11 protein-coding genes are annotated in these 12,341 nt (G+C 65.9%); 5 read left to right on the top strand and 6 right to left on the bottom strand.

Annotated features, from left to right (window positions below; all coding sequences use genetic code 11):
• Positions 1 to 27: 27 nt before the first annotated feature.
• The 5 genes from CA833_RS16525 to CA833_RS16505 form a co-directional block, all read right to left on the bottom strand.
• On the bottom strand, positions 28 to 285 hold the full coding sequence (locus CA833_RS16525; RefSeq protein ID WP_207078664.1) for an ATP synthase F1 subunit epsilon: 258 nt from the start codon (positions 283 to 285) through the stop codon (positions 28 to 30).
• A gap of 6 nt (positions 286 to 291) precedes the next feature.
• A complete protein-coding gene (gene atpD, locus CA833_RS16520; RefSeq protein ID WP_142633317.1) occupies positions 292 to 1,749 on the bottom strand; it encodes a F0F1 ATP synthase subunit beta in 1,458 nt (485 codons plus the stop codon).
• Between the two features lie 24 nt (positions 1,750 to 1,773).
• Positions 1,774 to 2,646, bottom strand: coding sequence for a F0F1 ATP synthase subunit gamma (locus tag CA833_RS16515; protein WP_142633319.1), 873 nt, complete (start codon positions 2,644 to 2,646; stop codon positions 1,774 to 1,776).
• Positions 2,647 to 2,712: 66 nt separating this feature from the next.
• On the bottom strand, positions 2,713 to 4,242 hold the full coding sequence (gene atpA / locus CA833_RS16510; protein ID WP_207078663.1) for a F0F1 ATP synthase subunit alpha: 1,530 nt from the start codon (positions 4,240 to 4,242) through the stop codon (positions 2,713 to 2,715).
• 13 nt (positions 4,243 to 4,255) lie between these two features.
• On the bottom strand, positions 4,256 to 4,810 hold the full coding sequence (locus CA833_RS16505; protein ID WP_142633323.1) for a F0F1 ATP synthase subunit delta: 555 nt from the start codon (positions 4,808 to 4,810) through the stop codon (positions 4,256 to 4,258).
• A gap of 227 nt (positions 4,811 to 5,037) precedes the next feature.
• Between CA833_RS16505 and CA833_RS16500 the strand changes: the two genes are divergently transcribed.
• The gene (locus CA833_RS16500) at positions 5,038 to 5,517 is read left to right on the top strand and encodes a DUF1203 domain-containing protein (protein ID WP_242526155.1); all 480 of its coding nucleotides are present in this window, start codon (positions 5,038 to 5,040) and stop codon (positions 5,515 to 5,517) included.
• The gene (locus CA833_RS16495; protein ID WP_255535839.1) at positions 5,514 to 6,581 is read left to right on the top strand and encodes a bifunctional transcriptional activator/DNA repair enzyme AdaA; all 1,068 of its coding nucleotides are present in this window, start codon (positions 5,514 to 5,516) and stop codon (positions 6,579 to 6,581) included. Before CA833_RS16500 ends, CA833_RS16495 begins: the two co-directional genes overlap by 4 nt.
• Here CA833_RS16495 and CA833_RS16490 read toward each other — a convergent pair.
• Positions 6,566 to 8,731 (bottom strand): primosomal protein N', encoded by a 2,166-nt coding sequence (locus CA833_RS16490; protein WP_207078662.1) that lies wholly within the window; start codon positions 8,729 to 8,731, stop codon positions 6,566 to 6,568. The two genes, CA833_RS16495 and CA833_RS16490, sit on opposite strands and share 16 nt — an antisense overlap.
• A 42-nt stretch (positions 8,732 to 8,773) precedes the next feature.
• On the opposite strand from CA833_RS16490, the gene CA833_RS16485 reads away from it, so the two are divergent.
• The 3 genes from CA833_RS16485 to cobT all read left to right on the top strand — a co-directional run bounded on the left by CA833_RS16485 (position 8,774) and on the right by cobT (position 12,285).
• Positions 8,774 to 9,514 (top strand): DUF4197 domain-containing protein, encoded by a 741-nt coding sequence (locus tag CA833_RS16485; RefSeq protein ID WP_242526154.1) that lies wholly within the window; start codon positions 8,774 to 8,776, stop codon positions 9,512 to 9,514.
• 115 nt (positions 9,515 to 9,629) lie between these two features.
• Positions 9,630 to 10,280, top strand: a complete 651-nt coding sequence (fsa, locus tag CA833_RS16480) for a fructose-6-phosphate aldolase (RefSeq protein WP_142633328.1) — start codon at positions 9,630 to 9,632, stop codon at positions 10,278 to 10,280.
• 190 nt (positions 10,281 to 10,470) lie between these two features.
• A complete protein-coding gene (gene cobT, locus CA833_RS16475; protein ID WP_142633330.1) occupies positions 10,471 to 12,285 on the top strand; it encodes a cobaltochelatase subunit CobT in 1,815 nt (604 codons plus the stop codon).
• The last annotated feature ends 56 nt before the right edge of the window (positions 12,286 to 12,341 follow it).

Below are 12,341 nucleotides of genomic sequence, written 5' to 3'. Positions count from 1 at the left end.
TTCAAAGCCATGCGGCCTGCTGCGAGATCAGCCTTCGACGTGCTCGGCCAGCACGGTCAGGCCCTTTTCGCCCACTTCGGCGAAACCGCCGGTGATGCGGATCTCTTCCGGCATGCCGCTCTCGGTCTTGTAGACCTTGATGGCGCCGTCAGCGACGGTCGACATGAAGGGCGCGTGGCCCTCCAGCACGCCGAACTCGCCTTCGGTGCCGGGGACGACCACCATGTGGACGCTTTCCGAGCGGACGAGCTTCGCCGGCGTGACGAGTTCGAAGTGCAGAGCCATGATCGCTTACGCCTCTTCGGCCAGCTTCTTGGCCTTGGCGACCACTTCCTCGATGCCGCCGACCATGTAGAAGGCTGCTTCCGGAAGGTGGTCGTATTCGCCTTCGACGACGGCCTTGAACGACTTCACGGTGTCTTCGAGCTGCACGAACTTGCCCGAGATGCCGGTGAAGACTTCGGCCACGTGGAACGGCTGCGACAGGAACTTCTGGATCTTGCGGGCGCGGGCGACGGTGAGCTTATCTTCTTCCGAAAGCTCGTCCATGCCCAGGATCGCGATGATGTCCTGAAGCGACTTGTACTTCTGCAGGGTTTCCTGGACCTTGCGGGCGGTCTCGTAGTGCTCGGCGCCGACGACGCGGGGCTCAAGAACGCGCGAGGTCGAGTCGAGCGGGTCGACGGCCGGGTAGATACCCAGTTCCGAGATGGCGCGGTTCAGCGTGGTCGTCGCGTCAAGGTGAGCGAACGAGGCAGCCGGTGCCGGGTCGGTAAGGTCGTCCGCGGGGACGTAGATCGCCTGGACCGAGGTGATCGAACCCTTGGTGGTCGAGGTGATGCGTTCCTGCAGCGCGCCCATGTCGGTCGACAGGGTCGGCTGATAGCCCACGGCCGAAGGAATACGGCCGAGCAGAGCCGACACTTCGGCGCCCGCCTGGGTGAAGCGGAAGATGTTGTCGACGAAGAACAGGACGTCCTGGCCTTCCTGGTCGCGGAAGTACTCGGCCATGGTCAGGCCCGAGAGAGCGACGCGGGCACGGGCGCCCGGGGGCTCGTTCATCTGGCCGAAAACGAGGGCAACCTTCGAACCGTCCGAGGTGGCGTTGCCTTCGGCGTCCTTGGCGATAACGCCGGCGTCGAGGAACTCGTGGTAGAGGTCGTTGCCTTCACGGGTACGTTCACCGACGCCCGCGAAGACCGAGACGCCGCCGTGGCCCTTGGCGATGTTGTTGATCAGTTCCTGGATGAGAACCGTCTTGCCGACGCCGGCGCCGCCGAACAGGCCGATCTTGCCGCCCTTGGCGTAAGGCGCGAGAAGGTCGATGACCTTGATGCCGGTGACCAGGATCGCCGCTTCGGTCGACTGGTCGACGAATTCGGGAGCCTTGGCGTGGATCGGGGCGAACATGTCCGAACCGACGGGGCCACGCTCGTCGATCGGGTCGCCGACGACGTTCATGATGCGGCCGAGGGTCTTCGGACCGACGGGGACCGAGATCTGCTTGCCGGTGTTGGCGACGGGCTGACCGCGGGTCAGGCCATCGGTGCCGTCCATGGCGATGGTGCGGACGGTGTTCTCGCCAAGGTGCTGCGCGACTTCGAGAACCAGCTTCTGGCCGTTGTTCTCGGTCTCGAGCGCGGTGAGGATTGCCGGCAGTTCACCTTCGAAGGTGACGTCGACGACGGCGCCGATGATCTGGCTGATCTTGCCAGTGGCGGTCTGGTTTAGCACGGGTGCGGTGGCCATTTTGGTTTCCTTGCCTGCGATGTCTTAGAGCGCTTCCGCGCCCGCGATAATTTCGATGAGTTCGGTGGTGATCGCGGCCTGGCGGCTGCGGTTGTACTGGATCGTCAGCTTCTGGATCAGGTCGCCGGCGTTGCGCGTGGCGTTGTCCATCGCGGTCATCGACGCGCCCTGTTCGGAAGCGGCGTTCTCCAGCAGTGCACCGAAGATCTGCGTACGCAGGTAGCGCGGCAGCAGCGCGGCGAGGATTTCTTCCTCTTCCGGCTCGTATTCGGTCACGGCATCGCCGGACACGACCGCCTTGGGGGCGGGAACCGGGATGATCTGCTGGTCGGTCGGCTCCTGCAGAAGTGCCGAACGGAACTTCGAATAGAACAGGTGCGCGACATCGAACTTGCCGGCCTCATACATGGCCACCAGTTCGTCGGCGATGCGCTCGGCTTCGTTGAAGCCGGGGTCACGCACGTCGGTGGTGTCGAACATGTGCGCGATCTGCTTGGGGAATTCGCGGCGCAGCGCGGCGCGACCCTTGCGGCCGACGAGGTAGAACAGGACGGTCTTGCCCTGTGCTTCCAGCTCACGCGCCTTGACGCGAGCGGCCTTGACGATGTTCGAGTTGAACGCGCCGCACAGACCCTTGTCCGAGTTGGCGACGACGAGCAGATGCACCTTGTCGCTACCGGTGCCGGCGAGCAGCTTGGGGCTGTTCTCGCTGACCGTGATCTTGCTGGCGAGCGAGCCCATCACCTCGGCGAGACGCGCAGCGTAGGGACGCGCGGACTCCGCGGCGGCCTGCGCCTTGCGCAGCTTGGCCGCGGCGACCATCTGCTTGGCCTTGGTGATCTTCTGGGTCGACTTGACCGAGTTGATGCGGCCTTTGAGTTCCTTGAGCGAAGCCACTCGTTTCTCTCCGTTTTCCGCTCCGGCCGCCTTTACAGGCAACCGGAACGGAGGATCAGGTCAATCTCAGGCGAACTGCTTGGCGAACGCGTCGAGCGCAGCCTTGGTCTTCGCCTTGGCTTCGTCGCCGAAGTCCTTGGTCGAACGGATCAGTTCGAGAACGTCGGCGTGCTTTTCGTGCATGAAGTCAAGCATTTTGGCTTCATACTCGGTGACCTTCGAAACCGGCAGGCCGTCGAGGTAGCCGTTGGTGCCGGCAAAGATCGACACGGTCTGCTCTTCGAACTTCAGCGGCGAGAACTGCTTCTGCTTGAGCAGTTCGGTCAGGCGCGCACCGCGGTTGAGGAGCTTCTGGGTCGAGGCGTCGAGGTCCGAACCGAACTGGGCGAAGGCCGCCATTTCGCGGTACTGCGCCAGCTCCAGCTTGATCGAGCCGGCAACCTTCTTCATCGCCTTGGTCTGGGCCGAACCGCCGACGCGCGACACCGAGAGGCCGACGTTGATGGCCGGACGGATGCCCTGGTAGAACAGGCCGGTTTCAAGGAAGATCTGGCCGTCGGTGATCGAGATCACGTTGGTCGGAATGTAGGCCGAGACGTCACCCGCCTGGGTTTCGATGATCGGCAGCGCGGTGAGCGAGCCGTTGCCGTTCTCGTCGTTCATCTTCGCGGCGCGCTCAAGCAGGCGGCTGTGGAGATAGAACACGTCGCCGGGGTAAGCTTCGCGGCCCGGAGGACGACGCAGCAGCAGCGACATCTGGCGGTAGGCGACGGCCTGCTTCGAAAGGTCGTCGTACACGATCACGGCGTGCATCGCGTTGTCGCGGAAGAATTCGCCCATCGCGGCGCCGGTGTAGGGCGCGAGGTACTGCAGCGGAGCGGGCTCCGAAGCGGTTGCGGCGATGACGATGGAGTATTCCATCGCGCCGTTTTCTTCGAGCTGACGGACGATCTGCGCCACGGTCGAGCGCTTCTGGCCGACGGCGACGTAGATGCAGTAGAGCTTCTTGGACTCGTCGTCGCCCGCGTTCGCTTCCTTCTGATTGATGAAGGTGTCGATGGCGACGGCGGTCTTGCCGGTCTGGCGGTCACCGATGATCAGCTCGCGCTGGCCACGGCCGACGGGGACGAGGGCGTCGATCGCCTTGAGGCCGGTCTGCACGGGTTCGTGCACCGACTTGCGCGGGATGATGCCGGGAGCCTTGGCTTCGACGCGCGCGCGCTTTTCAGCCACGATCGGGCCCTTGCCGTCGATCGGGTTGCCGAGAGCGTCCACCACGCGGCCGAGCAGGCCCTTGCCGACGGGAACGTCGACGATGGTGTTGGTGCGCTTGACGCTGTCGCCTTCCTTGATCTCGGCGTCCGAGCCGAAGATCACGACGCCGACGTTGTCGGCTTCGAGGTTCAGGGCCATGCCCTGCACACCGTTGGCGAATTCGACCATTTCGCCGGCCTGGACCTTGTCGAGGCCGTGGATGCGGGCAATGCCGTCACCCACCGAGAGCACGGAACCGACTTCCGAAACCTGGGCTTCGGTGCCGAAATTGGCGATCTGGTCCTTGATGACCTTCGAGATTTCTGCGGCGCGGATGTCCATTGTGGTGCCTTTCTTAGCCCTTCATGGCCTGGGCGAGCGAATTGAGACGGGTGCGGATCGAGCTGTCGATGCGCTTGGAGCCGATGGTGACGACCAGGCCGCCGAGCAGATCGGCGTCAACGCTGGTCTTCACGCTGATCTTGCGGCCCTCGCGCAGTTCCAGCTTCTGGCGCAGCTCTTCGACCTGAGCGTCGTTGAGCGGGTGCGCGGTGGTGACTTCGGCAGTCGCCTCGCCGCGCTGGGCAGCGGCGATCGCGGCGAAGGCACGAATGATCTCGGGCAGCGCGGAAAGACGGCGATTGGCCGCCAGCACGCCGACGAAATTCTTCGTCAGGGGTGCCAGGCCAAGCACGTCGGCCACAGCCTCCATGGCCGCACCGGCCGCCTTGCGGCTGATTTCGGGATTGCGAATCAGGTCGGCGAGGTCGCCGTTTTCCTTGATCGCAGCGCCGATACGCTCGAGGTCGCCCTCGACGCTCGTTACGACGCCGTTCTCGCTGGCAAGGTCAAACAGCGCCGAAGCGTAGCGCCCTTGCAAGCTGGCTTTGATGCCGCCGGAATTCTCCACGCGTGTCCTATCCTTACATCGGGTGGGCTGAGGCACTTGGGTACACGAATATAACGTGCCCCCCGGCCCGCAGACGGGGCGCGCATAGCGACGATAGTGTTACTATGCAAGGTGCGGGTGGCCACCTGGGGACAATGCCCAAAAAAGCGGTTTGAAAGCAAGGTGCGGGAAGCGGGGGCGGCGTGGGTGCTGCAGAACTTCGGGTGAAGCGTGGCAGGAGTGTGGCAGTGTCTTTTCGAATCGTTGGCCTGGAGGCAGGTGATTTCGCCCCCTATTTCTTCATGAGTGACGCGGAACTGAGACGTTCCGGCGCACGAATGGTAGTCGCCGATGCGCATCCCGGCTTTCCGTGCCGCGCCAGCCTTGAAGATGCGCGGCAAGGTGAGCGGGTTCTGCTGATCAATTTCACGAGCCACGATGTGGCGAATCCCTATCGAACCGCACATGCGATATATGTTCGCGATGGGGTGTCGACGCCCGAGCCGTGGATCGATCGGCTGCCGCCGGTGTTCGCCGGCCGGACGATGTCGCTGCGTGGATTTGATGATGAGGGCATGATGGTGCGGGCGCTGCTGGCCGGGTCGGGAGAGGTGGAGGCGGGAATCGCTGCGCTCTTTGCCGAACCGCGTGTGGCCTGCATTCATGCTCACAACGCCGCCTATGGCTGTTTCGCGGCCCGGATCGAACGAGAGGGAGAAGGCTTGTGACTCCGACGACCGCCCAAGCCGATCACGCTCCCGTCGATGAGGAGCGGGCCTGGCAGGCCGTAATGGCGCGGGACAAGTCCTTCGACGGGCGTTTCGTTACCGGGGTTCTCTCCACCGGCATTTACTGCCGCCCGTCCTGTTCGGCGCGCCATCCCAAGCGGGAGAACGTGCGCTTCTTTGAGGAGGCCGGTGAGGCAGAACTCGCCGGGCTGCGGGCCTGCCTGCGATGCAGGCCCAATGAAGTTTCCCGCGACGATGAGGCGGTGAATCGCGCGCTGAAGATGCTGGACGCGGTGGACGGCGTCGCGCCGGGGCTTTCCGAACTGGCGGATGCGGTCGGTTATAGCCCCACGCATTTCCAGCGTGTGTTCAAGCGGGCGGTGGGGCTTTCGCCCGCCGCATATGCCCGTGCGCGGCGCTTCGATCGCGCGGGTGAGGCGCTGAGCAATGGTGCCAGCGTGACCGAGGCGATCTACGAAGCCGGTTTTGGTGCCGCGTCCCGGTTTTACGCGGGGAGCGACGGGCGGATGGGCATGGTGCCTTCGGCTTGGCGTGGCGGCGGAGCCGGGGTGGTGATCCACTGGTCTGTGGTGCCGACCACGCTGGGGGCGATGCTGGTTGCCGCCACCGCCAAGGGCGTTTGCCGGTTGTCGTTCGGTGAGGGACGCGAGGAATTGGCCGAGCGCTTCCCCAAGGCCGACCTGGTCGAAGGCGGCGAGGACTTCGCGCGGATCGCAAGGGATGTCGTTGCGGCCGTCGAGCAGCCGGGGCAATCGCGCGCGATCCCGCTCGACGTGCAGGGCACCGCGTTCCAGCAGGCGGTCTGGCGCGAGTTGCAGCGCATTCCTCCCGGGGAGACCCGGACTTACGCGCAGATTGCCGCTGCCGTCGGCAGGCCCGGCGCGGTTCGGGCTGCGGGGTCGGCCAATGGCGCCAACAACGTGGCCGTGCTGATCCCTTGCCACCGCGTGATCCGCTCCGACGGATCGATCGGCGGTTATGCCTATGGCGAGGCGATCAAGCGCGAACTGCTGCGTCGTGAGAAGGCTCAGACGAAGCTGTAGGGGTCGACGTCGATGTGCACGCGCACGCCGCGCGGGAACTGGAGCGGCTCCAGCCATTCGCGCAGCACCCGCTGCAGTTCGGCTGAGCGCTTTGCGTTGATCAACAAGCGAAAACGGTGGCGCCCGCGCAGCAGCGACAGCGGCGCGGGGGCCGGGCCCAGCACCAGCATGTCGGGCAGGTTGGGTGCGGTGCCGCCGATGGTGCGGGCGGCGGCCTTGGCCTCGGCCTGATCCTCGGAAGAGACGATGATCGCGGCCCAGCGCCCGAACGGAGGGGCATTGGCATCGCGCCGTGCCTCGATTTCGGCGGCGTAAAAGGCGTCGCGATCTCCGGCCGCCAGCGCCGCGATGACCGAGGCTTCCGGATGGCGCGTCTGGATCAGCACTTCGCCGGGTTTCTCGCCGCGCCCGGCGCGCCCGGCGACCTGGGCGACCTGCTGATAGGTCCGTTCCGCCGCGCGCAAGTCTCCGCCTTCAAGGCCGAGATCGGCATCGACCACGCCCACCAGTGTCAGTTCGGGGAAGTGGTATCCCTTGGTGACCAGCTGGGTGCCGACGATCACGTCGATCGCCTTGTTTTCCGCCTTGGCGACGAATTCGTTCATGGCTTCGGCGGTGTTCATGGTGTCCGAAGTCACCAGCGCCACGCGCGCTTCGGGCAAGATTTCCGCGACTTCGTCGGCAATGCGCTCGACGCCGGGGCCGCAGGCGACCAGGCAGTCGCCGGTGCCGCATTCGGGGCAGGCCTCGGGCACCGGCACTTCGTGGCCGCAGTGGTGGCAGGCCAGGCGCTGGGAGAAGCGGTGCTCCACCAGCCAGGCCGTGCAGTTCGGGCATTGGAAGCGGTAGCCGCAGTGGCGGCACAGCGTCAGCGGCGCATAGCCGCGGCGGTTGAGGAACAGCAGCGATTGCTCGCCGCGCGCAAGGCGGGCCTTCATTTCCTCGACCAGGCGCGGCGCCAGCCATTTGCCGCGTTCCGGCGCTTCCTTGCGCAAGTCGACGATCTGGATGTCGGGCAATTGCGCGCCGCCGAAGCGGGCGGGGAGGTCGATCTTTCTGTAGACCCCGGCCTCAGCCAGTTGCATCGTCTCCAGCGCCGGCGTGGCGCTGGCGAGGATGACCGGAAAAGCCTCGAATTTGGCGCGCATGACCGCCACGTCGCGGGCGTTGTAGCGCACGCCGTCGTCCTGCTTGAACGAGATTTCGTGGGCTTCATCGACGATGATCAGGCCGAGATGGGCGTAAGGCAGAAACAGGGCAGAACGTGCCCCTACGACGACCTGAGCGTCCCCTAGAACGATGGAGCGCCACGCGCGGCGGCGTTCGCTGGACTTGAGCGAGGAGTGCCAGAGGATCGGCGATACCCCGAAGCGATGTTCGAAGCGGCGAAGGAAGTTCTCGGTGAGCGCGATCTCCGGCAGCAGCACCAGCACCTGCCGATTCAGACGCAGCGCTTCGGCCACGGCCTCGAAGTAGGTTTCGGTCTTGCCCGAGCCGGTGACCCCGTCGAGCAGGAACGGCGCGAACCTGGGGGTGCGGACGGCCTCCACGAAAACATCCGCGGCGGCCTGCTGTCCCTCCGACAGTTCCGGGACCGCGAATTCCGGGTTGGCGCGCGGATAGGGGCGGTCGAGGTCGACGGTGACCGGCTCCAGCAGTCCCGCGCCGACCATGCCGCGCAGCACGCCGTCGGAAACCGAGGCCAGCTCCGCCAGTTCCTTGATCGAGGCCTGCTCGCCCTGCAGCGCATCCAGCGCTGCGGCGCGCTGCGGGGTGAGGCGGGCCGGTTCCATGCCGGTCAGCCTGTACTCGGTGGTGGTCCCGCCGCCGCGCAGCGCTGCCATCGACCCCAGTGCCATGCGGGCCACCGAGGCCAGCGGGGCGCAGTAATAGTCCGCCGTCCACTCGATCAGCCGCCGGAGCCGCTCGGGGATGGGCGGGACCGGCAGGACTTCCAGAATCGGACGCAATTTGCTTTCGGGCACTTCTTGCGCGCTCAGGCGTTCCGCCTCCCAGACGATCCCCAGAACCTGACGGGGGCCGAGCGGCGCGATCACCACGGATCCGTGTTCGACGGGCCTGCCTTCGGGCACGCGGTAGTCGAGCACGCCCAGCGCGGCATTGAAGACAAGGATTCGAATGCGTTTCATCTGAAATGCATATAGGCATCGGAGTAAGGTCGCGTGAAGGACATGATGATGGTGAATTGGGGATCGCCGGACCTGGCGGACGGACATGAAGGTGCGGGGCAGGGGTACATGATCGAGCGCCGTGCCCTGCTGGGCGGCTTCGCGCTGCTGGGGGCCTTTGCCGTTTCCGGCTGCGCCACGACGGGCCTGCGCCGAGCTTTCACCAGCGATGCCGAGCCGGTGCGCCGCCTGATGCGGCTGTCGTCCGAGCGTGCCTTCACCTGGCTGGTCCAGCCGGACGGGTTCTGGACCAGCCCGGTTGCGCGCATTGCGCTGCCGGTGCTGTTCACCCGCACCGGTGCGACCCGCTCGCGCAAGTTGCGCTCTGCCGATTTCAGGATGAAGCTGCAGCACCAGCTCAACACCATCGCCGGCAAGAGCGCGGCGGTGGCCGCCCCGCTGGTGGCGCAGGCGGCCCGGCAGGTTCCGATTCCCGACCCTGCCGAGGTGCTCGGCGGCGGCCGTACCGCGGCAACCACGTTGCTGCGCAAGGCGATGGGCCCGGCGCTGGTCAATGCCATGCTCCCGGACATGGAACGGGCGATGCAGCAGGCCGGTGATCCCACGCTGGGTGAGGCGATTGCCGCGCTGAAGGGGGTGACGATCACCGATGCCGCCCATGCCCTGGCGATCGAGGCGGACAATGCCATCTGGTACGAGATCGGCTCGGCCGAGGCGGCCATCCGGCAGGATCCGGCACAGACGGGCGACAGCCTGCTGATCGCCACCTTCAAGGCGGCCTGATCGTTCGGCCGTTCGGCGGGGTATCCAGCACGGCGCTCTGTGCCTATAGGGGGCGCCAGAATCGCCCCTCGGGCCGTGGGCCTGAGGGGCGTGATGCCATTACAGGAACCCCGCCATGAAGTTCTTCGTCGACACCGCCGACACTGCCGAAATCGCCGAGCTGGCCGCTACCGGCCTGCTTGACGGCGTTACCACCAACCCGTCGCTGATTGCCAAGTCCGGCCGTGACTTCATCGAAGTCACCAAGGAAATCTGCGGCCTTACCGATGGTCCGGTCAGCGCCGAAGTCGTCGCGCTCGACCATGCCGGCATGATGCGCGAGGCCGAAATCCTGCGCAAGATCGCCGACAACGTCTGCATCAAGGTGCCGCTCACCTTCGACGGCCTCAAGACCTGCAAGGCGCTGACCAGCGACGGCACCATGGTCAACGTCACCCTGTGCTTCTCGGCCAACCAGGCGCTGCTCGCCGCCAAGGCGGGCGCCTCGTTCATCTCGCCTTTCGTTGGCCGTCATGACGACAACGGCTTCGACGGCATGGACCTGATCCGCGACATCCGCCTGATCTACGACAACTACGCCTTCGAGACCGAGATCCTCGCCGCCTCGATCCGCCACCCGGTTCACGTCCTCGAATGCGCCCGCATCGGCGCCGACGTCGCGACGATGCCGCCGGCGGTCATCAAGAACCTGGTCAAGCATGTCCTCACCGACAAGGGCATCGAAGGCTTCATGGCCGACTGGGCCAAGACCGGCCAGAGCCTCTGACAGGCTGCAAGGGAAATGCCCATTCGGGCATTTCCCGTGCGGCACCGGCCCACTCCCCCACCCGACCTCCCACGAGCATATCCTGACGGGAAGTCGGATGGGGGAGTGGGCCGGTGCCGCAAGATCCGCGTGTCGCGGATTTCCATTCCAGCGTCTTGCGCCTGCGCGGCGATGTCGCCATTGAGCGGTGATGTCCGAAGAAACACCTGTCGACCGCTTCAAGCTCGCGCTGACCGGCGCTTCGCGCGCCATCGCCAACGATGCCGAAGTCGAGGTCAACTGGACCGCCGATGCCCCCAGCGCGACCGGGGGCACCTTCCGCATCCCGATGCCGGGCCGCTCCGTACCACGCGCCGCCGCGATGCAGGCGCGTGGCTATGCCGACAGTTTTGCGCTCAGGCTGCGCCACCACAACGAGGCGCTGCACCGCCGTCACGCCCCGTCCGAACCTTCCGCGCGCGCCTGCTACGACGCGGTGGAGATGGTCCGCTACGAAGCGCTGGGCGCCAATGCCTATGCCGGTATGCGCGACAATCTTGACGCCTCGCTGGAAGCGCGCATCGCCAGCGACCCGATCGCGCGCGCCGATGCGCCGGACAAGGTTCCGGTGCCGACGGCGCTGGCACTGCTTTTGCGCGAGCGCCTGACCGGCCAGCCCGTGCCCGACGTGGCGCAGGACGGCGTGCAGATGGTGCGCCGCTGGATCGAATCGAAGGCGGGCGACGATTTCGACGCGCTCGCCGGATTGCTGGAGGACCAGAAGGCCTTCCAGAAACTCTCGCTCGACATGCTCGCGCATCTTGAGATGACGCAGGCCGATGAAGTCGACCTGCCGCCCGAGGACGCCGACGAGATGGACGGCGACGAGCAGACCGAGGAAGACGAGACCGGCGATGAAAGCGGGCGCGAGGAGCAGCCTGCCGAAGCCGCCGCCGAACCCTCCCGGGGCGAGGACCAGGGGGAGGCCGAGGCCGAGGGCGAAAATCCGGCGGACATGGACGAGGGCCAGGAAGGCGACGAGGGCGATGAGGGCATGCTGCCGGTCCGCCCGAACCGCCCCTGGACCGACATTCCGGAAAGCTTCGACTATCAGGTCTTCACCGAGGCCTATGACGAAGTGGTCGGCGCCGCGGACCTCTGCGACGAAGAGGAGCTGACCCGCCTGCGCGCCTATCTCGACGCGCAGCTCAAGGGCCTTCAGGGCGTCGTCACGCGGCTGGCCAATCGCCTCCAGCGGCGCCTCATGGCGCAGCAGAACCGCTCGTGGGACTTCGATCAGGAAGAGGGCATGCTCGATGCCGCGCGGCTGGCCCGTGTGGTCGTCTCGCCCGGCCAGTCGCTGTCCTACAAGATCGAGCGCGATGTCGAGTTCAAGGACACCGTCGTCACGCTGCTGCTCGACAATTCGGGGTCCATGCGCGGGCGGCCGATCTCGATCGCGGCGATCAGTGCGGACGTGCTGGCGCGCACGCTGGAACGCTGCGGCGTGAAGGTGGAAATCCTCGGCTTCACCACCCGCGCGTGGAAGGGCGGGCAGAGCCGCGAGGCATGGCTCGCCAGCGGCCGTCCCGCCCATCCGGGCCGCCTCAACGACCTGCGCCACATCGTCTACAAGAAGGCGGACGAGCCCTGGCGCCGCGCGCGCAAGAACCTCGGCCTGATGATGCGCGAAGGGCTGCTGAAAGAGAACATCGACGGCGAGGCGCTGCTCTGGGCGCATAACCGGATGCTCGCCCGCCAGGAAGATCGCCGCATCCTGATGGTGATCTCGGACGGCGCGCCGGTGGACGATTCGACCCTCTCGGTGAACTCGGCGGGTTATCTCGAGGCGCACCTGCGTCGGGTGATCGAATGGATCGAGGCCAAGAGCCCGGTCCAGCTTGTTGCCATCGGCATCGGCCATGACGTTACGCGCTATTACCGGCGCGCCGTCACCATCATGGATGCCGAGCAGCTTGGCGGCACGATGATCGAGCAGCTTGCAGGTCTGTTCGAGGAAGAGTGATTTTTCTACCGGGCGGTATTGAATATGTGCCGCCCGGTCCCAAGTTCGGCGGCGGA

It is taken from the genome of Novosphingobium sp. KA1 (assembly GCF_017309955.1).
Taxonomy (GTDB): Bacteria; Pseudomonadota; Alphaproteobacteria; order Sphingomonadales; family Sphingomonadaceae; genus Novosphingobium.
The sequence above is the reverse complement of the archived record's forward strand: the minus strand, read 5'-3'. Positions and strand labels throughout refer to the sequence as shown.